The organism is Escherichia sp. WS33 (assembly GCF_046486385.1).
GTDB lineage: Bacteria > Pseudomonadota > Gammaproteobacteria > Enterobacterales > Enterobacteriaceae > ECMA0423.
The window spans coordinates 134,751-159,994 of sequence record NZ_JBJQLJ010000004.1 but is presented as its reverse complement, the minus strand read 5'-3'; the positions used below and the strand labels follow the sequence as shown (position 1 = coordinate 159,994).

At 52.6% G+C, this 25,244-nt stretch carries 18 protein-coding genes and 3 tRNA genes; 5 read left to right on the top strand and 16 right to left on the bottom strand.

Going from position 1 to position 25,244, the window contains the following annotated elements:
- Window positions 1–50: 50 nt before the first annotated feature.
- Window positions 51–857, bottom strand: coding sequence for a tRNA cyclic N6-threonylcarbamoyladenosine(37) synthase TcdA (tcdA, locus tag ACJHXA_RS05430; protein ID WP_000117728.1), 807 nt, complete (start codon window positions 855–857; stop codon window positions 51–53).
- A gap of 76 nt (window positions 858–933) precedes the next feature.
- Window positions 934–2,031 (bottom strand): murein transglycosylase A, encoded by a 1,098-nt coding sequence (mltA, locus tag ACJHXA_RS05425; protein WP_000678646.1) that lies wholly within the window; start codon window positions 2,029–2,031, stop codon window positions 934–936.
- Between the two features lie 208 nt (window positions 2,032–2,239).
- Between mltA and ACJHXA_RS05420 the strand changes: the two genes are divergently transcribed.
- The 3 genes from ACJHXA_RS05420 to ACJHXA_RS05410 all read left to right on the top strand — a co-directional run bounded on the left by ACJHXA_RS05420 (window position 2,240) and on the right by ACJHXA_RS05410 (window position 2,536).
- A tRNA-Met gene (locus ACJHXA_RS05420) sits at window positions 2,240–2,316 on the top strand.
- Between the two features lie 33 nt (window positions 2,317–2,349).
- Window positions 2,350–2,426 (top strand) — tRNA-Met (locus ACJHXA_RS05415).
- A gap of 33 nt (window positions 2,427–2,459) precedes the next feature.
- A tRNA-Met gene (locus ACJHXA_RS05410) sits at window positions 2,460–2,536 on the top strand.
- Between the two features lie 74 nt (window positions 2,537–2,610).
- On the opposite strand, the gene amiC is transcribed toward ACJHXA_RS05410, so the two are convergent.
- Window positions 2,611–3,864: an N-acetylmuramoyl-L-alanine amidase AmiC gene (gene amiC / locus ACJHXA_RS05405; protein ID WP_000016907.1), complete on the bottom strand. Its 1,254-nt coding sequence runs from the start codon at window positions 3,862–3,864 to the stop codon at window positions 2,611–2,613.
- Window positions 3,865–4,095: 231 nt separating this feature from the next.
- On the opposite strand from amiC, the gene argA reads away from it, so the two are divergent.
- Window positions 4,096–5,427: an amino-acid N-acetyltransferase gene (gene argA, locus ACJHXA_RS05400; RefSeq protein ID WP_000237948.1), complete on the top strand. Its 1,332-nt coding sequence runs from the start codon at window positions 4,096–4,098 to the stop codon at window positions 5,425–5,427.
- 61 nt (window positions 5,428–5,488) lie between these two features.
- Here argA and recD read toward each other — a convergent pair whose 3' ends face one another.
- From recD to ygdT, 13 genes are all read right to left on the bottom strand, one after another.
- Entirely contained in the window at window positions 5,489–7,315 is a 1,827-nt protein-coding gene (gene recD / locus ACJHXA_RS05395; RefSeq protein ID WP_000775946.1) for an exodeoxyribonuclease V subunit alpha, read from the bottom strand.
- Complete coding sequence (recB, locus tag ACJHXA_RS05390) at window positions 7,315–10,857, bottom strand: exodeoxyribonuclease V subunit beta (RefSeq protein ID WP_153677277.1); 3,543 nt, start codon at window positions 10,855–10,857, stop codon at window positions 7,315–7,317. The genes recD and recB overlap by 1 nt, the downstream gene beginning before the upstream one ends.
- On the bottom strand, window positions 10,850–13,738 hold the full coding sequence (ptrA, locus tag ACJHXA_RS05385; RefSeq protein WP_001138163.1) for a pitrilysin: 2,889 nt from the start codon (window positions 13,736–13,738) through the stop codon (window positions 10,850–10,852). The genes recB and ptrA overlap by 8 nt, the downstream gene beginning before the upstream one ends.
- 175 nt (window positions 13,739–13,913) lie before the next feature.
- Complete coding sequence (gene recC / locus ACJHXA_RS05380) at window positions 13,914–17,282, bottom strand: exodeoxyribonuclease V subunit gamma (RefSeq protein WP_000946870.1); 3,369 nt, start codon at window positions 17,280–17,282, stop codon at window positions 13,914–13,916.
- A gap of 12 nt (window positions 17,283–17,294) precedes the next feature.
- Window positions 17,295–17,618, bottom strand: a complete 324-nt coding sequence (locus ACJHXA_RS05375) for a prepilin-type N-terminal cleavage/methylation domain-containing protein (protein WP_001276478.1) — start codon at window positions 17,616–17,618, stop codon at window positions 17,295–17,297.
- On the bottom strand, window positions 17,603–18,010 hold the full coding sequence (locus ACJHXA_RS05370; protein ID WP_001078393.1) for a DUF2509 family protein: 408 nt from the start codon (window positions 18,008–18,010) through the stop codon (window positions 17,603–17,605). Before ACJHXA_RS05370 ends, ACJHXA_RS05375 begins: the two co-directional genes overlap by 16 nt.
- Window positions 18,007–18,570: a prepilin peptidase-dependent protein gene (locus tag ACJHXA_RS05365; RefSeq protein ID WP_001144322.1), complete on the bottom strand. Its 564-nt coding sequence runs from the start codon at window positions 18,568–18,570 to the stop codon at window positions 18,007–18,009. Before ACJHXA_RS05365 ends, ACJHXA_RS05370 begins: the two co-directional genes overlap by 4 nt.
- Window positions 18,561–19,031 carry a prepilin peptidase-dependent protein gene (locus tag ACJHXA_RS05360; protein ID WP_000857051.1) on the bottom strand — a complete coding sequence of 157 codons (471 nt, stop codon included), beginning with the start codon at window positions 19,029–19,031 and terminating at the stop codon, window positions 18,561–18,563. Before ACJHXA_RS05360 ends, ACJHXA_RS05365 begins: the two co-directional genes overlap by 10 nt.
- Window positions 19,032–19,215: 184 nt before the next feature.
- On the bottom strand, window positions 19,216–20,010 hold the full coding sequence (gene thyA, locus ACJHXA_RS05355) for a thymidylate synthase (RefSeq protein ID WP_000816232.1): 795 nt from the start codon (window positions 20,008–20,010) through the stop codon (window positions 19,216–19,218).
- A 6-nt stretch (window positions 20,011–20,016) separates the two neighbouring features.
- Complete coding sequence (lgt, locus tag ACJHXA_RS05350; RefSeq protein WP_000204658.1) at window positions 20,017–20,892, bottom strand: prolipoprotein diacylglyceryl transferase; 876 nt, start codon at window positions 20,890–20,892, stop codon at window positions 20,017–20,019.
- Between the two features lie 150 nt (window positions 20,893–21,042).
- A complete protein-coding gene (ptsP, locus tag ACJHXA_RS05345) occupies window positions 21,043–23,289 on the bottom strand; it encodes a phosphoenolpyruvate--protein phosphotransferase (protein ID WP_000957914.1) in 2,247 nt (748 codons plus the stop codon).
- Window positions 23,290–23,301: 12 nt separating this feature from the next.
- Window positions 23,302–23,832, bottom strand: coding sequence for an RNA pyrophosphohydrolase (gene rppH, locus ACJHXA_RS05340; protein WP_000564489.1), 531 nt, complete (start codon window positions 23,830–23,832; stop codon window positions 23,302–23,304).
- 352 nt (window positions 23,833–24,184) lie between these two features.
- Window positions 24,185–24,331 (bottom strand): protein YgdT, encoded by a 147-nt coding sequence (ygdT, locus tag ACJHXA_RS05335; RefSeq protein WP_000953278.1) that lies wholly within the window; start codon window positions 24,329–24,331, stop codon window positions 24,185–24,187.
- Window positions 24,332–24,516: 185 nt separating this feature from the next.
- On the opposite strand from ygdT, the gene mutH reads away from it, so the two are divergent.
- The gene (gene mutH, locus ACJHXA_RS05330) at window positions 24,517–25,206 is read left to right on the top strand and encodes a DNA mismatch repair endonuclease MutH (protein ID WP_000082188.1); all 690 of its coding nucleotides are present in this window, start codon (window positions 24,517–24,519) and stop codon (window positions 25,204–25,206) included.
- Window positions 25,207–25,244: the final 38 nt, after the last annotated feature.

Here is a 25,244-nt window from a genome sequence, read left to right as displayed (position 1 = left end):
GCACAGAACCAGGTCGGATAAGACGTTCGCGTCGCATCCGACCTGATTGTTTAACCCTGACGCGCCGCTTTCGCCATCATCTTCTTCAGCGCATGAGAAACCGCAACAAACCCAAAGGTGGCGGTCACCATCGTTGCCGCGCCAAATCCAGATGCACAATCCATCCGCTTCGGCCCTTCTGCCGTGGCTTTCATCGCACACACAGTACCGTCTGACTGCGGGTACACCAGCGCTTCAGTAGAAAACACGCAATCGACGCCGAGCTTACCTTTACTGTTTTTCACTACGCCAAAATCGCTTTTCAGGCGCTCGCGCAACTTCGCCGCCAGCGGATCCTGAATCGTTTTCGCCAGATCGGTAACCTGAATCTGCGTCGGGTCAATCTGCCCACCCGCGCCACCGGTCGTGACCAGCGGGATTTTATTGCGCCGACAATAAGCAATCAGCGCCGCTTTGGGCCGTACACTATCAATGGCATCAATCACGTACGAATAACCCACGCTCATATACTGCGCTACGTTATCCGGCGTCACGAAATCATCCACCACCGTTACACGGCACTCCGGGTTAATCTGGCGAATACGCTCCGCCATGACTTCCGCTTTTGCCAGCCCGACGTTATCGCGCAGAGCGTGAATTTGCCGATTGGTATTGGTGACGCACACATCATCCATATCGATAAGCGTGATTGCGCCAATCCCCGTGCGCGCCAGCGCTTCCGCCGCCCAGGAACCGACACCACCGATACCAACCACACAAATATGCGCGTCAGCAAACAGTTGCAACGCTTTTTCACCATACAGACGCGCTGTGCCACCAAAACGCTGACGCCATGCATCACTAATTACCACAGACATAGCACCTCAGAATTAAAAAGGGTGAGGTTATCCCTCACCCTGGCGTATCCGTAAAAACGGTATACAGAATAACACATCAGCCGCTAAAGACGTTACCTGCGCCCGGGGCGGTTTTCAGCACCCAGACACGTCCATAGTGGTTGTACCAACCTGCGCGATGTCCGGCTTCCGGCCCGATCCCTTGATAGATATCGAAGTGTTGGCCTTTGATTGCGCCACCGACATCCAGCGCCACCATCAGACGCAATTCGTACTGACCGTTAAATTTGCCGTTATTATCCAGCAGCGGCACTTCTGCCAGCAAGGTAGTACCTGGCGGAATAATTGAACGATCGGAGGCAACAGAAGCACGGCCAACCAGCGGCACCGCACTTGCCCCTTTCACCGGTGCAAAAGATTGCGGTTTAAAGAAAACGAAAGACGGGTTCTGTTCCAGCAGCTCGCGAACCTCGGCTTCACTGTGTGTTTCGCCCCAATGACGAATCGCCTGCATCGACATATCTTCTTTTTTCACTTCGCCACGGTCGATCAGCACCTTACCAATGCTGCGATAGGCATGACCGTTTTTCCCTGCATAGCTGAAAAAGTTAAGCGGACTGCCATCACCAAAGTCGATATACCCGCTACCCTGCACATCCATAATGAAGTTATCCATCAGGGAGTTGCTGTAAGCGAGAATATATTTATCACTCAGCGCCCCTGCGTAGATCTCCGCACGAGACGGCAGACGACCACGTTTTGGCGGCATACGGTAAATCGGATACTGGAACTCGCCCTGGCGGGTATGGCGCGCCTGAATTACCGGCGTGTAATAGCCTGTAAACTGCACGTTACCATAGTTGTCGGCACCTTCCATCTGCCAGGCATCAATGCCGAACTGGCGCATATTGCGGGTATCACCGCCTGCGCGCAGCCACTCTTGCACCGCGTTATAAACATTACTCTGGTTGCCATACAGACGCGGTGACGAATTACGGATATGGTTAATTTGCTCGGCAAAATCACCGGCGTTAATCGGCGCGCCAACGGCATCTGGCTGGTTCACCAGAGAGAAAGGCTGGGTAAATTTCCCGTCTTTATATTGCTGTCCGCGATCGGTTGGTTTGGAAGAGCAGGCGGCAAGCATTGCCACAACCGTGCCCATAAGAAGGTACTTTACCCAACGTCCTTTCATTGTTCTCTTCTTCAGGTTAAAAAATAAGGCGCAACGAAGATAACAAACCGCCGCGTTTAATGAAATGAGCAGCCTCTCCCTGACGCAAATTTTGCACAAAAAATAGGCTTTAGTGATTTGTTTTTGTTCAAAATCATGCCAAATCCGTGATCGGGGTAAAAAAAAGGTTGCATGAAAACGCGAGCGGAGTATAGTGCGCATCCACGGACGCGGGGTGGAGCAGCCTGGTAGCTCGTCGGGCTCATAACCCGAAGGTCGTCGGTTCAAATCCGGCCCCCGCAACCAATTAAAATTTGATGAAGTAAAGCAGTACGGTGACGCGGGGTGGAGCAGCCTGGTAGCTCGTCGGGCTCATAACCCGAAGGTCGTCGGTTCAAATCCGGCCCCCGCAACCAATCAAATTTGATGAAGTAAAAGCAATACGGTGACGCGGGGTGGAGCAGCCTGGTAGCTCGTCGGGCTCATAACCCGAAGGTCGTCGGTTCAAATCCGGCCCCCGCAACCAATTATTGAACACCCTAACGGGTGTTTTTTTGTTTCTGCTCTCCCATAAAAAAAGCGCCATTCAGCGCCTTTTTATCATCCCCTTCTCGCCAGCGTCGCCCCATCGGCAAAATACGCTTTAATTCCCGCAAGAATAGACTCCGCAACTTCCTGCTGGAAAGTCGCCGTTTTCAGTTTACGCTCTTCCTCAACGTTACTGATAAACGCCGTTTCGACCAGAATGGAGGGAATATCAGGCGCTTTCAGCACGGCAAACCCGGCCTGTTCAACCTGATTTTTATGCAGCTTGTTGATTTTACCGAGCTTATTCAGCACCGCTTTACCAAACTTAAGGCTGTCGGCAATGGTCAGCGACTGCACCATATCGAACATGGTGTGGTCGACATAGCGGTCACCGCTTTTGCTCACGCCACCAATCAAGTCCGAGGCGTTCTGGGTCTGTGCCAGATATTTTGCCGCAGTACTGGTTGCGCCTTTGGTTGAGAGCGCAAACACTGAGGAACCGCTCGGCTGGCGACTGGTAAAGGCGTCGGCATGGATAGAGACAAACAGGTCGGCACGCTGTTTCTGGGCTTTTGCTACGCGCACTTGCAACGGAATGAAGATGTCTTCATTGCGCGTCATGTACACCTTCATATTGCCCTCTTTCTCGATCAGAGAGCGCAGACGGCGAGCTATTTGCAATACCACGTCTTTTTCGCGCGTTTTGTATTTCCCCACCGCACCGGAGTCTTCGCCGCCGTGGCCAGGGTCAAGCATAATAACAATAGGACGATCGCGCCCTGCTTTACCCGGTTGTGGACCACTTTGTGCTGGCGGCACCTGCTTTTCGAGGTCGCCTTTGTTGTAATCCTCCAGCAGCGCCAGCAGCGGGTCCTGCATATCCTGTGCATTGGCCGGATAGAGGTCCATCACCAGACGCTCTTTAAACCCGGCGACCGGCGCAAGGGCAAACAGCTGCGGTTTTACGTTTTGCTTTAATTCAAAAACCATCCGTACGGTCTGCGGGTCAAATTGCCCGACGCGCGCCGACTTGATGAACGGGTCGTCTGCACGAATTTGTGCCGCCATCCCCTTGAGTACCGAGTTCAGGTTTACATCTTCGATATCCACCACCACGCGTTCCGGGTTACTCAACGCGAACTGCTTATATTTCAGCTGACGATTTGATTCTACCGTCACGCGGGTGTAGCTGGACGCAGGCCAGACGCGCACCGCCACGACCTGGCTAACCGCAGCCAGGCTGACCTGACTTACGCTCAATAGCCACATAGCGCCCGCGCCTTGCAGTAAACGACGACGGCTGATTGCAGTGTTGGATCCTGACATGCCTCTCCCGAGCAAAAGAAATCTAAGCTGTGTAACAAGTAAACGACTAATTTGACCGGAAACTTTAGCGAAAGACGCATAATCTGTCATCTAATAAACGGTAAACATTCTTTTTATATTCACGGCATTACTGATAAAAAAGTCGCTCTCGCATAAAATTTACACTTGCACCCTGCGAAAAAACAAAATAAAAATACAATAATTTCGAATAATAATGCAAAGGGGTGTGCCGTGGTAAAGGAACGTAAAACCGAGTTGGTCGAGGGATTCCGCCATTCGGTTCCCTATATCAATACCCACCGGGGAAAAACGTTTGTCATCATGCTCGGCGGTGAAGCCATTGAGCATGAGAATTTCTCCAGTATCGTTAATGATATCGGGTTGTTGCACAGCCTCGGCATCCGTCTGGTGGTGGTCTATGGCGCACGTCCGCAGATCGACGCAAATCTGGCTGCGCATCACCACGAACCGCTGTATCACAAGAATATACGTGTGACCGACGCCAAAACACTGGAACTGGTGAAGCAGGCTGCGGGAACATTGCAACTGGATATTACTGCTCGCCTGTCGATGAGTCTCAATAACACGCCGCTACAGGGCGCGCATATCAACGTCGTTAGTGGCAATTTTATTATTGCCCAGCCGCTGGGCGTCGATGACGGCGTGGATTACTGCCATAGCGGGCGTATCCGGCGGATTGATGAAGACGCGATCCATCGTCAACTGGACAGCGGTGCAATAGTGCTAATGGGGCCGGTCGCTGTTTCAGTCACTGGCGAGAGCTTTAATCTGACCTCGGAAGAGATTGCCACTCAACTAGCCATCAAACTGAAAGCTGAAAAGATGATTGGTTTTTGCTCTTCCCAGGGCGTTACTAATGACGACGGTGATATTGTCTCAGAACTTTTCCCTAACGAAGCGCAAGCGCGGGTAGAAGCCCAGGAAGAGAAAGGCGATTACAACTCCGGTACGGTGCGCTTTTTGCGTGGCGCAGTGAAAGCCTGCCGCAGCGGCGTGCGTCGCTGTCATTTAATCAGTTATCAGGAAGATGGCGCGCTGTTGCAAGAGTTGTTCTCACGCGACGGTATCGGTACGCAGATTGTGATGGAAAGCGCCGAGCAGATTCGTCGCGCAACAATCAACGATATTGGCGGTATTCTGGAGTTGATTCGCCCGCTGGAGCAGCAAGGTATTCTGGTGCGCCGTTCTCGCGAGCAGCTGGAGATGGAAATCGACAAATTCACCATTATTCAGCGCGATAACACGACTATTGCCTGCGCCGCGCTCTATCCGTTCCCGGAAGAGAAGATTGGGGAAATGGCCTGTGTGGCAGTTCACCCGGATTACCGCAGTTCATCACGGGGCGAGGTTCTGCTGGAACGCATTACCGCTCAGGCGAAGCAGAGCGGCTTAAGCAAATTGTTTGTGCTGACCACGCGCAGTATTCACTGGTTCCAGGAACGTGGATTTACCCCGGTGGATATTGATTTACTGCCCGAGAGCAAAAAGCAGTTGTACAACTACCAGCGTAAATCCAAAGTGTTGATGGCGGATTTAGGGTAAGCGATGAAAATTGTCGGATGCGACATGCGTAACACTCGTGCGTCGCATCCGGCAATTACGTTTATTCCCGCGAACTAAACAACGCCGCCAGACCACTGCGCCGCTCAGTACGAGTGGCGATTGCCGCACTTAATATACGCTCATCGGCATACAGCGACAGACGGCGACGCGCGCGGGTCACCGCGGTGTATACCAGCTCTCGCGTTACTACCGGCGTGCGTTGGCTCGGTAAAATCAACGCCGCATGGTCGAACTCCGATCCCTGCGATTTATGTACCGTCATCGCCCACGTAGTTTCGTGCTCTGGCAAGCGACTCGGTTGCACAGACTTAATATTGCCGTCCGGCATCGCAAACCAGACGCGCGTCCCCTGCCCGCGATCCAGCGCAATACCGATATCGCCATTAAACAACCCAAGCGCGCTGTCATTACGGGCAATCATTACCGGTCGACCTTCGTACCAACGAGAGTGCGGATGACGATGAATTTTGCGCTTCTGTTGCATAAACTGCTCAATTCGCTCATTCAGTCCAGCCACGCCAAACGGCCCTTCCCGCAGGGCGCACAAAAGTTGGTACTCATTGAACGCCTGAATGATTAAATCCGGCTCGGCACGCGCTTGCAGCAGATCCAGATAACGTCCATAACCCGCAAGAGCTTCCTCAAGCATCGCAATATAATCTTCTCCGCTCTGTAAAAGCCGTTTTTCGATATCAGTAAAATCCTGCTGAAAAACGGTTTTCACTGCCGTTTTATCACCACGGTTGATCGCCGCAGCTAACTGACCAATGCCAGAATCACTGCCGAAACGATAGCTTTTTTGCAGCAGGCAGAGACTGTCGCGCAAAGATGCCGCTTCTGTGCCAGTTCCTGCCGGAACGTGAGTTCCCGTCAGGCGGCTTAGCTGCCCGGCACGCTCGGCGGTAAAGCCGGCATTGGCATAAGCGCAGATATCGCCCAGCACAGCCCCAGCCTCAACCGAGGCCAGTTGATCACGATCGCCGAGAAAGATCACTCGCGCATGATCGGGCAAGGCGTCGATCAGTCTCGACATCATAGGCAGATCGATCATTGACGCTTCATCTACCACCAGCACATCAAGATGCAGCGGGTTACCGGCATGATGACGTAAACGCTGGCTACCCGGCTGCGCACCCAGCAATCGGTGCAAAGTACTGGCATCTTCCGGAATGCGTTTCTTTTGTTCATCGGTCAGCGGTAACTGTCGCAAAGCCTTGCCGAGAGATTCGGTTAAGCGCGCGGCAGCTTTACCCGTTGGTGCAGCCAGACGGATACGGCAGCGTTCGCCGTCGGCCATTTGAATTAACGCTGCCAGTAACTTCGCCACGGTGGTCGTTTTACCGGTGCCTGGGCCGCCGGAAATCACCGAGATCCGCCGCGTCAGCGCCACTGCCGCTGCAACTTTTTGCCAGTTAATTTCATCGCTTACTGGAAAAAGTTTGTCCAGGGTTTGCGCCAGTAGAGCTTCATCAACCTCAATGGCATGATTCACCTCATTGAAGAAGCGCGCTACCGTCCGCTCGTTACACCACATGCGATTCAAATAAAGACGATCGCCACAGAGGATCATCGGCGTGGGTTCATCTCCCCTGCTGACCGCTTGAGAAGCCAGCAAGCATTCTTCCCAATTTTGTAGCTCACCGATTTCACTGACACAGGTCGCCAACAGCGGATGCGACGCCTCGTTATTTTCCAGTCGTGAAAGCGGCAAACAGACGTGTCCCTCTCCGGCATCATGACTTAACAGTGCCGCCGCGAGGGTGACGGCAGGATGTTCATCTCCCGCCACGGTCAGGGCAAATTGCACATCCAGCGGGCGTAGCTGTTTGTGCTCCACAGCTTCCAGTAATTGCTTTTGCAATTTCATTACGCCTCCTCCAGGGTCATACCGGCAAACATCTCATCCATCAGGGCAATCAACCCGGCGTTGGGTCGGGTTGTGTAAATCCCTTGTTGCGGATGTTCTTTATCAACGCCACGCAGGAACAGATAGATAACGCCGCCAAAGTGACGATCATAGTCGTAATCAGCAATGCGATGGCGCAGATAACGATGCAGCGCCAGGGTATAAAGCTGATATTGCAGATCATAGCGGTGTGCCTGCATCGCTGCTGCCATAGCCTGTTGGGTGTAAGCCGAACTGTCTTCACCCAGCCAGTTGGATTTATAGTCGAGCAGGTAATAACGCCCTTCGTGGCGGAATACCAGGTCGATAAAGCCTTTTAACATGCCGCGTACCTGCATGAACTCCAGCGGCGGGCAGCCAGCGGATAGCGGGTCAAACTGGCGAATTAGTGCATCAAGCTGGCTGGCGATGAGCGGTTCGCTAATCGGCAGGTAAAACTCCATCTCCACCTGTTTATCGCGGTCGGAAAGCTGACTCAGGCTAACACCCGTTTCATTGAGAGGTGCCTGGAGGACAGCCGTGATCCACTCGGTCAACACCGGTTCCCACTGCGATTCAAAGCCGCCGAGTTCCAGTTTTTCCTGTACCCAGTTCGGGTCAACCGGCTGGGTAAAATCGAGGTCTTCAAACAAACTGTGCAAGAATGTCCCCGGTGACGCACCGCGCGGGAACTGATGCGGTGTTAACGTCGGTTCTTCAACGATGCTGACCACGCCTGCGGCATCAACATCCAGCCGTGGCATCAGATCCTGAGCGATACCGTGACCACGCTGCTGCAAGCCGGAGTAGCTGGTGACACGCCAGTTATCGCCGGGCAATCGTTGTAGTGTCCTCGCATTCAGTTCTGCAGTTAAAGCATCATTAACCTGCCAGGGCTGGTTATCACCAGTTTGTGCCGTTTGCCAGGCAATATCATCATCGCATAACGCTTCAATACAGGTGCGAAGCCCTGCCGCATCTTGCGGTTCCCCTTTTTGCAGCAAACGCCCGAGCGCACTTTGGTGGACGTCGGTGTCACCTTTTTTATCGCCACGACGGCGCACCAGCGGTGCAACGCCGAGACTGCAATGCCAAACCGAACGCGTCAGCGCCACGTAAAGCAAACGCAGATCTTCCGCCAGACGTTCGACCTCCGCGAGGTCGACGCTTTCTGGCGCAGCGTTAAGATCCAAAACTGCCTCAAACGAGTGGCGATCGTGATAAAACGCCTGATCCTGGACGCGGAAATTGGTGATAAACGGCAGCCAGACCAATGGATATTCCAGCCCTTTCGATTTGTGGATCGTGACAATCTGCACCAGATGTTTATCACTTTCGAGACGCATTTGTTGGCTGGAGGCATTACTGTCTGGCTCGAGGATATGTTGCGATAACCAGCGTACCAGCGCATGTTCACTTTCCAGCTGCGTTCCGGCTTCTTGTAGCAGTTCGCTGATATGCAAGATATCGGTAAGACGCCGCTCACCGCCTGCCGTTGCCAGCAAGTTTTCAGCAATGTTACGCGCCGACATCAGCGCCCGCAGCATCGGCATAACGCCACGTTTGCGCCAGATTTGCCGATAACCATCGAACTCTTCGACTACCACATCCCACGCATGTTCGTCATTGTTCAGCGTTTCGATATCCAGCGCGTTCAGCCCCATCATTGACGTTGCCAGCGCACTACGCAGGGTGTTCTCACGTTCGGGCGTCATCACCGCCTGCAACAACCAAAGCATTTCCTGCGCTTCCAGAGTTTCAAAAACACTGTCGCGGTTCGAAAGGTAAACGGAAGGGATTTCCAGCAACGTTAAGGCGTCGCGCACCTGGGCGGCCTCCTGGCGGCTGCGCACCAGCACACTGATGTCCGAAGCACGCACCGGACGCGCGTCGTCGCCGTTCATCAGCAACGCTTCGCCCCGCTGTCCGGCTTGTAGCCAGTCGCGGATTTGCGCAGCACATACCTGCGCCATGGTACTTTGATAGTCGCCAACGCCGCAGCTTTCGCCTTCCATCAGCCACATTTTCATCGCAGGCTGCGTTTCACCTTTAAACACAAAACGTAACGCCTGATTTTTCCCGGCTGATTTCACTGGAATAAACGGTATTTCGCGAAACATGAACGCGTCATCAGTCTGGCTGAAAAGCTTGTTCACACTGTTCACCATTCCTGGTGCGGAACGCCAGTTGGTGTCTAAAGTGTAGTGGGCGTGAACTTCGCTACGCGCCTTCATATAAGTGAAGATATCCGCACCCCGGAATGCATATATGGCCTGTTTCGGGTCGCCAATCAGCAACAATGCGGTTTCCGGCTGATGGTGCCAGATACGGCGAAAAATTCGGTACTGCTGGGGGTCGGTATCCTGAAATTCATCAATCATTGCCACCGGGAATCGCGTACGGATCGCCGCTGCCAACACCTCGCCGCTTTCGCTACGCAGCGCGGAATCGAGCCGACTTAACATGTCATCAAAACCCAATTCGCCACGGCGGCGTTTTTCACGCGCTACTGTTTCGCGGATCTCAGCCAATGCGCGGGTTATCACCAGATCACGGATCGACAATGGTTCTGCAAGCAGTTGTTCGATCGCCTCAAACAGTGGATGTCGCGGGGTTTCCCCCCCGGCTTTCGTGCGATCTTCTAAGAAACGCTGAGAGAATTTTTCCAGCGACTCCGGTAACTGATAACTGTTGGTCTCTTCTTCTGCCCAGGCGCTGATCTTCTCGATCCATTTAGCCTGATTGCTACGGTTAAACTTGCGTCGATCAATACCAGAAGATTCGATCAGCGCATCCAGTTCACCCACTGCGTCGCGCCACTGCTGTTTTACCGTATCAATACGCGCCACAATTTGCGCGTGGCGGGAAGCCAGCGTTTCATCATCGGGCGGCGGTGCTTTGATAACCGGTGCTTCGCCTTGCAGATAACGATTAATATCGCGCAGCAACGCCTGCGGCCCTTTCCAGGTTTCAAAGACCACCAGGGCAATTTCACGCGGCAGCGGGTAGCAGTGGCGACGCCAGAAATCGGCGCAGGCCTGGTAGCGTAGCAGAGACTCATCTTCAATCAGCTGCTGCTCAAACAGCATACCGGATTCAAAGGCATTCAGGTTGAGCATGCGCTGGCAAAAACCGTGAATAGTAAAGACTGCCGCTTCATCCATCTGCCGTTCGGCTAACAACAACCACTGCGCGGCTTGCGCTTTATCGTCGATCTCTTCCAGCAGGCGTTCGTACAGTGGATTGTCGGTGGTTTCACGCAGACAGGCGATGCGCAACTCGTGGATATTGCTACGGATACGACCGCGCAATTCTGCCGTGGCAGCCTCGGTAAAGGTGACCACCAGCAGTTCTTCAACGGTCAGCGGGCGGGGAAAGGCGGCGGAACCGCCTAGTCCAAGTAACAGGCGCAAATAGAGCGCCGCAATCGTAAAGGTTTTGCCTGTGCCGGCAGAGGCTTCAATCAGGCGCTCGCCCTGTAAGGGCAAGCGCAAAGGATCTAGTGTCTCGGCGACATCACTCATTCTTTTCACTCATCAGGGGCATTGTTTGCTGCAACGCGCTGACGTTCTCCCACACTTTCCAGCCTTCAGGATGCACATATTCGGCTTTCCCGTTCTGGCTGCCGGAAATCTGCGACAGGATAGCCATGCCTTGCGGCTCGACCACCGCCTGATGGAAGAAATCAGCAAGTTTTTGCGGCGTCAGCAGTTTTATCTGGGCCACGATTTTATCACGCGAATCGAAGCGCATATTGCCGCGATCGAAATCTTTACTTAACTTCGATGCTTCTTCGCCGAGCGTTTGCGGTGCCTGCAGCATCTGGGTAATTACCGCCTGCTGGATTTGCGCAAACTCATCTGGCTTCATCGCTCGCAATTTTGCCTCTGCGGTTGGGAAAAACGCCTTGTAACGCTCCCACAAGAATGAAGGCTGTTTATCATTGCTTTGCAAAAGGAAGCCCATGCCCCACTGACGCCCCACGCTCATTGGAAACGCAAACACGGCATAGCCCAATTGTTCTTCGGTACGCAACTGATTGTAGAACCACGGCTGTACGATCTGCCCCAACAGAGAGCTATAGGCTGAGCTGGTGTATTCATCGTAGCCAGTCGGTACAAATACCGCTGCCAGTGCGGAGTCGGTGCTGTTACCGGCTTTTTCAAAGATGACGGATTGTTTTTTATCGACCACTACATCTTTGTTTCGACACCACTCTGAACCATCAGCGCCCAACTGTTTTTGCACATCGCGTGCCAGCGTTGTTGCCTGGGCCTCGGTCATGTTGCCGATAACCATAAACTCTGGTCGAGCCCCTGATTTTAAGGCGTCGCGATAGGCCAGCACCTCTTTCAACGTAATGGAGGGCAAAATTTTACGCCGTTCATCTCGCGAGAAGTACGGCACTTGCGAGAGCATCTGCGCGGGCATAATCGCCTGCTCAAACGCTTTACCCTTTTCTGCGGAATCCATCATCTGGTTATACCAGGACTTCGCCTGCTCAAGCTGATCTTCCGTAGCGGTATAGCTAAAGTACCCCTCGAGCAATGCCTGGAACAGCTGCGGCAGACGCTGGGTGTAACCATTAGCATTAACCATAAGGCCGTTGTTAGCGTTGGTGGAAAAACTTATGCCACCAACCGACGCCTGGTTGCTTAACTGATCAAGCGCCAGCCCTGCGAGATAATCATTGAGCGCAAACATCACCTGATTGCGGGCGCTGTCCATGGCTTTCGGATTACGCAAAATCAGGCTGACATCAGCTTTGGGTTCGCTGGAAAAATAACGGCTTGGCGCATACACCACGCGCAGATTCGACTCATCAACAATCAGCTCTGGATGGTCATATTTCTTCTCTGACTTAATCAGCGAGAAATCGTCAGGAATATAGGGGTTAAGCTCCGGTAAGGAGAGCGCAATATTGGCAGCTTTTTGCTGCCAGTCAGCGAAAGTTTGTTCGCTGATTTTATCGACCTGATACGGCGCATCGACAAAATAAGCCGTTTTATTGTGCGGCTCTTTCGGGCTGATATACCAGATACGCGCATTCTGCGGCGTCATCATCGCCAGACGTTCTTTTACTGCTTTAGCATCGTACCGATCGGCAATATTGACTGCATCCAGCGTATGCTCAACCGGAACGCGAATCATGGTATCTGCCAGCCATTCGACGTAATCCATATCACGGGTGATCGACGGATAACGGAAGTCGATATCCAGCACATTCGCCAGTTCATCGAAGTATTGTTTATCAATGCCTTTTTCACGTAACAGATTGAGATAGCTAAAAATTGCCGCCACAACCTGATCGCGATTAGCCAGGCCTTTATCGGTTAAAGACGCAGAGATCGCTAATACGCCGCTGTTGCCGTTGACGATAGGATCGGAGTTGGCGCTAATGCCCTCAACTAATCCCTGCTTTTGCAGCCAGTCGGAAAGTGTACCTGGGCTGCGATTACCAATCAGATAGGTAATCAATTCATCCGTTTTACTACGGAACTTCGCTGAGTTGTTATCGATGCGAAACTCAACGCGCAGAACTTTACGCGGCAGTGCCGGGACGTAATGAATGATAATGCCCTTTTGCGCGTCGGTGACTACCGGCACGGTGATTTCCGGTTTTTTGCTCTCTTTGTTCGGCACGCGACCAAAGGTGTCCGCCGCCATTTTTGCCAACTCCGGCAGCGGTTTATTGCTGTAAATAACCGCCTTCATCAGATTGGCGGAATAGTACTTCTCGTGGAAATCTTTCAGCGCCTGCTGCACCGGATTACCAGGTTTATCGCTTAAAGTTTCGAGGTTACCACCAGAAAACTTTGAACCGGGGTGTGCCGGGTTAATGGTTTCTGCGCTGACCTGTGCCATGCGCATCCCGTCACGCGTACGCGCCATGGTTAATTCAGCGTTCACCGCATTACGCTCACGTTCGGCATATTTCTTGTCGAGCAAAGGTTCAGCAATAGCATCGGCCAGGCGGTCTACCGCACCAGGCAAGGCGTCGTTCTCAACTTCCAGATAGAAAGCCGTGCGATACGGCGCAGTGCTGGCATTGTGACTACCGCCGTGCATTTTGAGATATTCGGCCAGACTGTCAGCCTGCGGGTACTTTTTCGACCCCATCAGACTCATATGTTCAAGGTAATGTGCCAGCCCCTGGTACGCCTCGGGATCTTCCAGCGACCCAACGGGCACCACCAGCGCCGAGAGCGATTTAACTGCCTGCGGATCAGAAACCAGCAAGACCACCATACCGTTATCCAGACGTATAGCCTGATACTGGCGGTTATCTTTATCACTTTTACGGATGGTTTCCTGAATCGGCTGCCATCCCGTTTCTGCCTGACTTAAGGGTGCCCAAAGGGCAACAAACAACAATAATGCTTTGAACCAGGTGCTGCGGGGCATTCACGGACCTCATAATCAACTTTATTTTCTGGCCAGATTCAACAGGTTAACGCAAATCATCTGCCAGAATTTAATCTTGTGCTGCACGAGTCAGCCTATGTCTATATATCCATCAGTCCGTGACTGGTGCGCATCATAAAGTAAGCGGATAGATTGCGCAATTTTTATACAGCACTCATGACTGATTAAAGCGAAACAGCGGTAACAGGAAACGTTGCGACTGTTCAACGATGGCCTCCATTGTCTCTGGTGTTAATTGCCGCCAGAGCCTTTGATACCAGATATCATCACCTTCGCCACGCACCATCATGTTGCCTTCGTAAGCCTGAAGGAATTTCGTACGGGCTTTTTGCAACGTGGAATCGTCATCCAGCATGGCATCGTTTTGCGCGTCATAACAGGTTTTTAGCCACGCGCCGCCACTTTCAGGTAACACCAGCAATGGCGCGGACATCCCTTCACGATACCCCTCAATCAGTTGTGAGAGGTAATGCAAAGCCTGTTCGGCTGCAAGCGGCGGAAAACGCCACTCGCCGTCTTTGCGTAGAAAAAGGCGACTTTCACCATTACCACCGCTGGCACAGTAGACAAGGTGTTCCAGCCAAAGTTGCATTCCCTGCGCCACACTTAATAAAGAGGGACGCCAGCGCAACAGGCCATCCGGCTGCACCTGCGGCAACCAGCCAGTTATCTGCACACCGTTGCAGGCGAGATCAATTTCCATACTCTGCCCCGGCTGGCGACAGGCAATGACTCTGTCGGCAAGCTGCTGCATCTCCTGGCACTGTGTTTCCCAGAAAATTTCACCAAAAGCGCCATACGGTAAATCCCCTGCCGCCCGGAAGCGGCGGAACAAGCGTTCGGCATCATCCTGCTCAACCAGTGCATTCAATAACTGCTGATTGATTTGATAACGGCTAAGCCCTTCCAGAATAAATGGCTCGGTGTCTGGGATTTCGCTGTCTTCAGTACGGAAGTTCACCTGCAAACGCATCTGGAAGAACGCCCGCACCGGATGTGCCCAGAATCGTTGTAGCGTTTCCAGCGGCACGGTTTCCGGTAAGGTAAACGGCAGCGGCTGAACAAATTCAGAATGTGCTTTACCAGCCTGGCTGGCCGCAGGTAGCCATTCACGAGCATAGCTTTGTCGTTCGCCTGGCTGGTAGTTTTGCGGATCAAACGGCATCCGGGTATGGAGGCAAGTAAGATGCGCTTTTACCCTTGCCTCGCTTTCATCACAGTTGAGCGCTTCATCGCCCGGTAGATAATGACTTTGCCCGATGTAGTCGATCAGTTCCTGCACCAGTACCGACGGGAAACGTTCACTGTTATCCTGAATGGAACGCCCGATATAGCTGATATAGAGTTTTTGCTGCGCGGAAATTAACGCTTCCAGGAACAGGTAGCGGTCGTCATCGCGACGGCTACGGTCGCCACGCTTCGGTTTCTGGCTCATCAGGTCAAAGCCCAATGGCGCAAGCTGACGTGGATAAACGCCGTCGTTCATTCCCAGCAGGCAAACCACTTTGAACGGAATTGAACGCATTGGCATCAGAGTACAAATGTTAACCGGTCCGGCGAGAAAACGCTGGCTGATACGTTCTTGATCCAGACGCTGCGCCAGTTCATCACGCAATAGTGACAGCGGCACCGCGTCGCCATACTGCGCACCTAAACCTTCGGCGATAATCGCCTGCCATTGTTGTTCGATCAGCGTCATCGCCGCTTCGGTTTCCGCATCCGGCAGGAAGAAGGCGTTGAGCATATCGCGACAAACCGGCAACCACTCTTCTAGCGGACGCTCCTGTGCCAGCCCGCGACGCCAGATGTTTAGCTGCATTAGCAGTGAAGCCAGATGCCCCACCAGTTCTGCAATTAAGCCGCTCGATTCATCATAAGGTAGAACCGATTGCCACTCGCCCTGCGCGCTCTCCATCGCGTAGCCCAGCAACATACGCGTCAGGCCAAATCGCCAGGTGTGTTGTCCGGTGGTGGGGAGTTCCAGCTCGCGAACGTTGTCGTCATCTATCCCCCAACGAATGCCGGATTCGTTGACCCACTGGCGTAAATAACGCAGCCCTTCTTCGGTGATGTCAAACCGCGCCGCCAGCACCGGCACATCCAGTAATGCCAGCACGTCTTCCGACACAAAGCGGCTGTCTGGCAACGATAACAGGCTGATAAACGCTTCCAGTACCGGATGCGACTGCCGCGCCCGACGGTCGGAAATGGCGTAAGGCAGGTAACGATCCGCAGGTGCGCTACCAAACACAGCCTGAATAAACGGACTGTAGCTGTCGATATCAGCCACCATCACGATGATGTCGCGCGGAGTAAGTGTCGGGTCTTCTTCCAGCATCGCCAGCAGGCGATCGTGCAAAACTTCAACTTCACGCTGCGGGCTATGGCAAACGTGGAAGGTGATACTGCTATCCAGTGGATCAAGCGGGCGTTTGTTATCGCTACGGGAAAACTCTTCGATGTTCACACCAGCAACGGCACGGTTTTCCAGTTCCAGAATGTCAGACTGAATGTTATGCAGCAGGTTATCTGGCGTGACATCGACAAAGGCGTCCAGCTCCTGGCTGCTCTCCAGGTCAGAAAGGAGATAAATGTAGTCGCGCCCAAGCTTACCCCATGAAGCCAGCAGCGGGTTGCCGACATCCTGTTCACCATCGCTGTTAAAGAGCTGCCCGGCATTTTCGCTATCACGAAATAGCGGCAATTCGCGATCTTCAAAACTGTGTCGACGCTGACGGGTCAGCAGTTTCGCCAGATAAGCAGGATCTTTAATATCGCCCCAGTAATAACGGCAGGGGTTGGTAAACAGGAGATGGATTTCAATATGTTTACCCAGCGCCTGGAGCGCCTGGAGATAAACAGGCGGTAACGCGGAAATACCGCATATAAAGACGCGCGAAGGTAACCCCGGCGGGCAGGTCGTCGCGGACTCCAGCGTTTCGATAAAGCGCTGATAGAGATTGGCGCGGTGCCAACGCGGTTGTCCGAGTTCATGGGTATATTCCACCAGCGCCTTCCACAACGGCGCTTGCCAGGCCTGTGCTTCTCCCAGCCCTTCAACCAAATGTCCTGTTTCCCACTGTGCCAGCCACTCCGGGCGATAGACCAGATACTGGTCAAACAGGTCCGCCGCTTTTGAGGAAAGCTGGAACAGTTTTCGCTTGTCGCTATCGTCAGTCAGATAATGCCGCAACAGGGTAAAGTCTTCGCGATCCAGCAATTGCGGCAGCAGAGTCATCAGTTTCCAGCTCATGCTCTGTTTGTTAAAGGCGCTCTCTTTGGGGATCTCCGGTAACACCCGGACGAACATATCCCAGATAAAGCTCGCTGGCAGCGGAAAATCAATGTTTGCCGCAATACCAAACTTTTGCGACAGGGTCATTTGCAGCCACTGCGCCATACCGGTACTTTGCACCAGAATCATCTCTGGTTCGAAAGGATCGTCCAGCCGTTCGCGTTCGACAATAAACTCCATCAACGCTTCCAGCACGTCCAGACGATTGGAATGGTAGACCCTTAACATAGCGGCTCCTGACTACTGACGATTCGGGCAATGCAGGCGGGTCATCTCGCCTTCTCTGCCCCCGGGTGAAACTAGCGTAACGCTGATGCTGACACATCCCGCCTGCGATGTCTGCATTCGGTTGACCTGCCAGTTGGCAGGTGGCGAAATCGCGCGCAGTTGCGTTTGCTGCCAACCATGCCGCCAGAGCTGTTGGTACTGGTTTCTGCTGGCGAGACTGTTCATTAATGTTCGCTGGATACCCGATAACGCAGTGACAATCATCACCATCAGCACCATCGCAACCATTACCTCCGGCAGGCTAAAGCCTTGTTGATTCTTCAGGGAAGCTGACATAACGCCCTCTCTTTCAGCGGACAAAAATCGCTCCAGCCGCGTGGCGAAAAAACAATGTTTCCATCAATGACTTCGCCTGTTCGCCACAACGAAACGCCTTCATAACCGGCAACCAATAAGGCTTCATTATCTGCCAGTAAACGCAAACAAACCCGGGCATCGGTTCCAGCGTACTGCGAGCACTGAACTGCGGGCTGCGTCTGCCAGGAGTGCATTTTCCCCCACGCCAGCGCCGACTGAACGATGGCCTGGCGGCGCAATGACTGACTTTCCATGCTCACGCGAGAGGCAAAACTGCGATCCTGCTGACTCATTCCTTGCAATAGCAAGCTACCCAAAACCAGCAGCATCAGAACCAGAGCCAGTGACGAAACACCTTTTTCGCGGTTCACAGGTTGAATCCTGTCACGCTATAGCTGGCATCCACCACGGTTTGCGGTTCAGACTTACTGGCAGCACGCATATTAACCGTCAACACCGGCGAGAAGCCGCTGACATCCTGACGTACGACCTGAAAAGTGTCGATAATGATGGCATCCGGATTAGTGACTTTATCCCAGCCCTTACCTTCACAGGATGTCGCACCGCGTAGCGTTTCCAGCACATGCTCCTTCAGACGAAATCCAATCTGGTCAGACTCTTTTACCGGTTCGCGATCCCAGATACCGTTACTGTTCGCATCCCACTGCACAATGATACAGTCACCCTGTCCGACAATTTCCAGCCCTTCGCCGGTACAGCTGCCATGACAATAACCCGCCCTCTGGAGATGCTTCGCGACGGTAAATACCCGCAGCCAGATTTCATCTTCCAGCGCCAGCTTACGGGTGCTCGTTAAACTTTCACGCTGTAACGCAGGCAGAAAGCGTGCAGCCCCCAGCAACAATACGCTACTGATCGCCATAGCAATCAACACTTCCAGCAGAGAAAAACCTTGCTCTTTTACAGGCATCCTTCTGTTTCTCCTTGCTGACAAAGCCGGAGTCTTCCCCACGGCGAAACCACCAGCCACCACTCGCCCGTTGAGTTTTTGAAGCGAATATGCCCGGCCCATGCGGTATTGCGCAGGCCAAAGAAAGCAAGCGAAGGTGTCAGGTCGCTCATTTCGACTTCGGGCCAGCGTGGCACAAAGACCAATGGTGAACTGCCATGACAGGTATTGGCCCCAGCAGCGGAACTCACAAGGCACCATAACGTCCCCTCCCTGATAACGCTGATACTGTGGTCGCGGTTATGCCAGTTGGCATCTTCACGTAAATAGAGCAAATAGTCCCGCGCCTGGCTGGCGGTTTGCCATAGCCGTTGCGACTGCTGCCAGTATTGCCAGCCATAGAGTCCACTTGCGCTTAGCATGACCAAAATCAGCATCGCGACCAGCGTTTCAATCAGCGTATAACCACGTTGTGTTTTCATGCCGGCAGTATGGAGCGAGGAGAAAAAAAGACGAGGGCCAGTTTCTATTTCTTCGGCGCATCTTCCGGACTATTTACGCCGTTGCAGGACGTTGTAAAATTTCGGGAAGGCGTCTCGAAGAATTTAACGGAGGGTAAAAAAAACCGACGCACACTGGCGTCGGCTCTGGCAGGATGTTTCGTAATTAGATAGCCACCGGCGCTTTAATGCCCGGATGTGGATCGTAGCCTTCAATCTCAAAGTCTTCGAAACGGTAGTCGAAGATGGATTCGGGTTTACGTTTGATAATCAACTTCGGCAGCGGACGCGGTTCGCGGCTTAATTGCAGATGAGTTTGATCCATATGATTGCTGTACAGGTGCGTGTCGCCCCCCGTCCAGACAAAATCGCCCACTTCCAGATCACACTGCTGCGCCATCATATGCACCAGTAACGCGTAGCTGGCAATGTTAAACGGCAGGCCGAGGAAAACGTCACAGGAGCGCTGATAAAGCTGGCAAGAGAGTTTGCCGTCTGCCACATAGAACTGGAAGAACGCATGGCACGGTGCCAGCGCCATTTTATCCAGTTCGCCTACGTTCCACGCTGAAACAATAATGCGGCGCGAATCCGGGTCGTTTTTCAGCTGGTTCAGTACCGTAGTGATCTGGTCAATATGACGACCATCTGGCGTTGGCCAGGCGCGCCACTGTTTACCATACACTGGTCCGAGGTCGCCGTTTTCATCGGCCCATTCGTCCCAGATGGTGACATTGTTTTCGTGTAGATAAGCAATGTTAGTGTCGCCCTGCAGAAACCACAGCAGTTCGTGGATGATGGAACGCAGGTGGCAACGTTTAGTTGTCACCAGCGGGAATCCATCCTGCAGGTTAAAACGCATCTGATGACCAAAAATGGAAAGCGTTCCGGTTCCGGTACGGTCGTTTTTCTGTGTGCCTTCGTCGAGCACTTTTTGCATCAGTTCTAAATACTGTTTCATGGTTCCTCAGGAAACGTGTTGCTGTGGGCTGCGACGATATGCCCAGACCATCATGATCACACCCGCGACAATCATCGGGATGGAAAGAATTTGCCCCATGCTGATGTACTGCACCCAGGCACCGGTAAACTGCGCGTCGGGCTGGCGGAAAAACTCAACAATGATGCGAAACGCGCCGTAGCCAATCAGGAACAAGCCAGAGACAGCTCCCATTGGGCGCGGTTTACGAATATACAGGTTGAGGATAATAAACAGCACCACACCTTCCAGCAGCAGCTCGTAAAGCTGTGATGGGTGGCGCGGCAGCACACCGTAAGTGTCGAAAATGGATTGCCACTGCGGGTTGGTTTGCAGCAGCAAAATATCTTCTGTACGGGAGCCTGGGAACAGCATGGCAAACGGGAAGTTCGGGTCAACGCGGCCCCACAATTCACCGTTAATAAAGTTGCCCAGACGCCCGGCACCAAGACCAAACGGAATGAGTGGTGCGATAAAATCAGAAACCTGGAAGAAGGAACGTTTAGTACGGCGGGCAAAGATAATCATCACCACGATAACGCCAATCAGGCCGCCGTGGAAAGACATGCCGCCGTCCCAGACACGGAACAGATACAGCGGATCGGCCATAAACTGCGGGAAATTGTAGAACAGAACATAACCAATACGTCCCCCGAGGAAGACGCCGAGGAAGCCCGCATAGAGTAAGTTTTCAACTTCATTTTTGGTCCAGCCGCTGCCCGGACGATTCGCCCGTCGTGTTGCCAGCCACATTGCAAAAATGAAACCCACCAGATACATCAGGCCGTACCAGTGAAGCGCCACGGGTCCTATTGAGAAAATGACCGGATCAAACTCCGGAAAATGCAGATAGCTACTGGTCATCTGTCACCACAAGTTCTTGTTATTTCGCTGAAAGAGAACAGCGATTGAAATGCGCGCCGCAGGTTTCAGGCGCTCCAAAGGTACGAATAATAGCACAAGGGGACCTGGCTGGTTGCCGGATACCGTTAAAAGATATGTATATGATCCGCGCTATAACCCTCCGCGAATCAGCCCGCCCATGCCGCGACGCTCCATAAAGGCTGCAACCTGATGGCGAACTTCGGTCGCCAGTTGCGCTTCCAGACTACGCTGCGCAAGATTTTCTGCTTCGGCATAATCAATGCGCCGCAGCAGGTATTTTACCCGCGCTACAGAACGTCCGTTCATAGACAGATGGCGATACCCAAGCCCAATGAGGATTGCCACGCACATGGGATCGCCCGCCATTTCACCGCACAAACGGAGATCGATTCCATGTATTTCCGCTTCCCGGGCGATCATCGCCAGAGCTCGTAACATTGCAGGATGAAGACTGTCATAAATGTTCGCCACCCGGGTATTGTTGCGATCAACGGCCAGAATGTATTGAGTCAGATCGTTGGTGCCAACAGAGATGAAATCGACCCGCTTTGCCAGATGCGGCAGCATAAATACCATTGACGGCACTTCCAGCATGATGCCGATACGTGGTTTGGGAATTTCGTAACCGATCATCTCCTCGACTTCACGTCCGGCACGTTCAATCAGGCGGCGTGCTTCATCAACTTCATCGAGGCTTGTGACCATCGGCAACAGAATATTCAGGTTGCCCGTAGCGGCATTAGCACGCAGCATCGCCCGCACCTGAATCAAGAAGATCTCCGGCTGATCGAGCGTAATGCGAATCCCACGCCAACCCAGGCATGGATTCTCTTCGCTGATCGGCATGTAAGGCAGCTGCTTATCTGCTCCGACATCCAGCGTACGCAAGGTGACGGGTTTATCATTGAACATTTGCAGCATCCCCTGATACTGCGCCACCTGTTCTTCTTCCGACGGGAAACCACTTTGCAGCATGAATGGGATTTCAGTGCGATAAAGACCGATGCCATCAATACGGCTGCCCAGTTTTTCTTCATGTTCCGGGCTTAAACCAGCATTGAGCATGACTTTTATACGCTCACCGCTTTTTAACTGCGCGGGTAAATTGACGTCATCTTCCGCCAGACGGCTAAGCTCAATCTCTTCACTAATTAGCCGCTGATATTCTTGCAGCAGTACCGGCTCCGGATCGACCAGCAATTCACCGCGATAGCCATCAACGATCAGCGTCCTACGATGCAGCACCGAAGGCTGAATATCCGCGCCCATCACGGTAGGGATCCCCAGCGCACGTACCATGATCGCAGCATGGGAGTTGGCTGCGCCATCTCGCACGACAACACCGACTAAGCGATCCTGGGGCAGCTCAGCAAGAGTTGTCGCTGACAGTTCATCTGCCACCAGAATGAAACGTTCCGGCCAGGCGTTCGGCCCTTGATTAGCGTCATCAAGATGAAACAGCAATCGCTGACCCAGCGCACGTAAATCGCCAGCCCGCTCTTTGAGATAGTTATCGCTTAGCGCGGCAAACTGTTCGGCAAATTTTTCAATGACCGTTTTTACCGCCCACTCTGCCACCGAGCCTTTATCAACCTCGGCAAACAATTCGCGACGCAGCCGGGTGTCCGAAAGCAGGTGCGAGTAAAGATCGAAAATAGCCGCCGTTTCTTTTTGTGCACCGGCGGCAAAGCGTTTGCTGTAGCGGCGAAACTCGTTTGCCGCTTCTTCCAGCGCCCCGGTCAGTCGTTCGCGTTCCAGAGCCGGATCCAGCGTTGATGCCTGATACACCTGTTCCATTAAAGGTAACGTGGCATCCTGCCAGCCTTCGGCAATCGCCACACCAGGTGCTGCCGGTAATGCGCGGATTCGCGTCTGGCGATATTGCCCAAACAGGGCAGTCAACTGCGACTGAGAAAGAATAGCTGCCATCTGGGTGGCAAGCGTCACCAGGAAGGATTCTTCACTTTCGTCATACTGGCGCAACTCTCGTTGCTGTACCACCAGTACACCAAGCAACTGGCGACGTTGAATAATTGGTACGCCTAAAAACGCGCGGAAACGTTCTTCTTTTACGGAGGGGATGTATTTGAAGCTGGGGTGCTTTTGCGCATCTGCAAGGTTTATCGGTTCCGCCAGCCTGCCAACCAGGCCGACGATCCCTTCATCAAACGCGAGCGTTACAGTGCGACCGCGTGGTTTTTTCAGCCCCCGGGTCGCCATCAGGTAGTAACAACGTCGATCATGATCGGCCAGGTAGACCGAACAGACCTCGGTATCCATCGCAAGACAGATGTCGGTAACCAGAATATTTAACGCCTCATTCAGGCGTGGTGCGCTGGCTACCTTTTCGACTATTTCGCGCAGGCGAGTGAGCATAATTGGCGTGACTTAACCTCTTTTACGTCGATAAGCAGATGCGTTTTGTGGTTTTGGCGTATTTTCCTGCAGTGACATCACCACACTCGCGAACTCTTTCATTACCCTACGGTAGACATCACGTTTAAATGACACCACCTGTCTGACCGGATACCAGTAACTTACCCATCGCCAGCCGTCAAACTCTGGTGTACTGCTGGTTTGCATATTGATTTCTGCATCGCCGCTCACCAGCTGCAAGAGAAACCATTTTTGTTTTTGGCCGATACAAACCGGCTTCGTGTCCCAACGCACCAAACGTTTCGGTAATTTGTAGCGCAACCAGTTACGCGTTGAAGCAAGGATTCGAACGTCTTTGCGGCTTAATCCTACTTCTTCAAACAATTCACGGTACATCGCCTGCTCTGCGGATTCTCCGGGGTTGATTCCGCCTTGCGGAAATTGCCAGGAGTGCTGACCAAATCGCCGGGCCCACATTACCTGCCCCTGGCGATTACAAATCACGATACCTACGTTTGGGCGGTAGCCATCGTCATCAATCACCGGACTACCTCAAAATAAAGCTTTATATACGAATGATTGTTTCATACTCCAGGAAGACGGTAAACCACTCTCTGCAGGGCATTACACACTAATAACAATTGAATAACTCACAGTTATGTGCAGAGTTATAAACAGAGGAAGGGGTGGATAGCCGTTTTTATTCACCTTTTCTGTGGATAGAGTTGTGAAGAACTACGGAATTACTACGGGAAAACCCGGAGCATTCTGAATAAGCCCGATATAGACATTTTAAAATATTCATTATTAGTCAATGCATTACATGTAATTTGAGTAATGAAAAAGAGTAATTCGTGACCCAGGTCACACCTCTCATTTACGGGTTGGCGAAAGATCAACCAATGCCGTATTTATCCACAGAATGTGCCACTAAGTTAAGCACTGAACCACTAAAAACTGGAGTTTCATCGCACGTCAAGGCTGTAAATGGAAACAGTAGTGGAGGTTTTTCACAGTTATCCCAGCTTTCTGTGGATAACATGGTGTAAGATCCTGTTTATTTTCAGTGACCAGATTTGGAAAACCTATTGCAGTGTTGCGCAACTCGATTACCGGCAGCCTAAAAAGCAATATAAATCAGGGAATTGAACAACACATGTGGAAAAAGTTACACTGCGAATATTCGGCACATAATTGCTGTTTGTTTTTTAATCAAGGTATCATGACATGTCCCAACCTCGCCCACTGCTCTCTCCTCCCGAAACTGAAGAACAGTTGTTAGCGCAAGCACAGCAACTTTCTGGTTATACATTGGGAGAACTGGCGGCACTTGCCGGGCTTGTTACGCCAGAGAATTTAAAACGCGATAAGGGCTGGATTGGCGTGTTACTGGAGATCTGGCTAGGTGCCAGCGCAGGGAGTAAACCTGAGCAAGATTTTGCCGCTCTGGGCGTGGAACTTAAAACTATCCCTGTGGATAGTCTTGGTCGTCCGCTGGAAACAACATTCGTTTGTGTTGCCCCGTTAACGGGTAATAGCGGGGTGACCTGGGAAACCAGCCATGTGCGCCACAAGCTCAAACGCGTACTGTGGATACCGGTTGAAGGCGAGCGCAGCATCCCGCTGGCGCAGCGTCGCGTAGGATCACCGTTGCTGTGGAGCCCGAATGAAGAGGAAGACCGACAGCTACGCGAAGACTGGGAAGAATTAATGGATATGATTGTTCTCGGTCAGGTTGAGCGGATCACCGCTCGTCACGGGGAATATTTACAGATAAGACCGAAAGCAGCGAATGCGAAAGCGCTTACCGAAGCCATTGGTGCCCGGGGCGAACGGATTCTGACGCTGCCACGCGGCTTTTATTTGAAGAAGAATTTCACCAGTGCACTACTGGCCCGTCATTTTCTGATCCAGTAGCCATCGCTTTGACCTGCCGCTTTCCGGGCATATAATTA

What these genes read in the sequence shown, in the direction of transcription:
- tcdA (WP_000117728.1), bottom strand. Translation starts at nt 857, where the DNA reads ATGTCTGTGGTAATTAGTGATGCATGGCGTCAGCGTTTTGGTGGCACA.
- mltA (WP_000678646.1), bottom strand. Translation starts at nt 2,031, where the DNA reads ATGAAAGGACGTTGGGTAAAGTACCTTCTTATGGGCACGGTTGTGGCA.
- amiC (WP_000016907.1), bottom strand. Translation starts at nt 3,864, where the DNA reads ATGTCAGGATCCAACACTGCAATCAGCCGTCGTCGTTTACTGCAAGGC.
- recD (WP_000775946.1), bottom strand. Translation starts at nt 7,315, where the DNA reads ATGAAATTGCAAAAGCAATTACTGGAAGCTGTGGAGCACAAACAGCTA.
- recB (WP_153677277.1), bottom strand. Translation starts at nt 10,857, where the DNA reads ATGAGTGATGTCGCCGAGACACTAGATCCTTTGCGCTTGCCCTTACAG.
- ptrA (WP_001138163.1), bottom strand. Translation starts at nt 13,738, where the DNA reads ATGCCCCGCAGCACCTGGTTCAAAGCATTATTGTTGTTTGTTGCCCTT.
- recC (WP_000946870.1), bottom strand. Translation starts at nt 17,282, where the DNA reads ATGTTAAGGGTCTACCATTCCAATCGTCTGGACGTGCTGGAAGCGTTG.
- ACJHXA_RS05375 (WP_001276478.1), bottom strand. Translation starts at nt 17,618, where the DNA reads ATGTCAGCTTCCCTGAAGAATCAACAAGGCTTTAGCCTGCCGGAGGTA.
- ACJHXA_RS05365 (WP_001144322.1), bottom strand. Translation starts at nt 18,570, where the DNA reads ATGCCTGTAAAAGAGCAAGGTTTTTCTCTGCTGGAAGTGTTGATTGCT.
- ACJHXA_RS05360 (WP_000857051.1), bottom strand. Translation starts at nt 19,031, where the DNA reads ATGAAAACACAACGTGGTTATACGCTGATTGAAACGCTGGTCGCGATG.
- thyA (WP_000816232.1), bottom strand. Translation starts at nt 20,010, where the DNA reads ATGAAACAGTATTTAGAACTGATGCAAAAAGTGCTCGACGAAGGCACA.
- lgt (WP_000204658.1), bottom strand. Translation starts at nt 20,892, where the DNA reads ATGACCAGTAGCTATCTGCATTTTCCGGAGTTTGATCCGGTCATTTTC.
- ptsP (WP_000957914.1), bottom strand. Translation starts at nt 23,289, where the DNA reads ATGCTCACTCGCCTGCGCGAAATAGTCGAAAAGGTAGCCAGCGCACCA.
- ygdT (WP_000953278.1), bottom strand. Translation starts at nt 24,331, where the DNA reads ATGTTATCCACAGAAAGCTGGGATAACTGTGAAAAACCTCCACTACTG.
- mutH (WP_000082188.1), top strand. Translation starts at nt 24,517, where the DNA reads ATGTCCCAACCTCGCCCACTGCTCTCTCCTCCCGAAACTGAAGAACAG.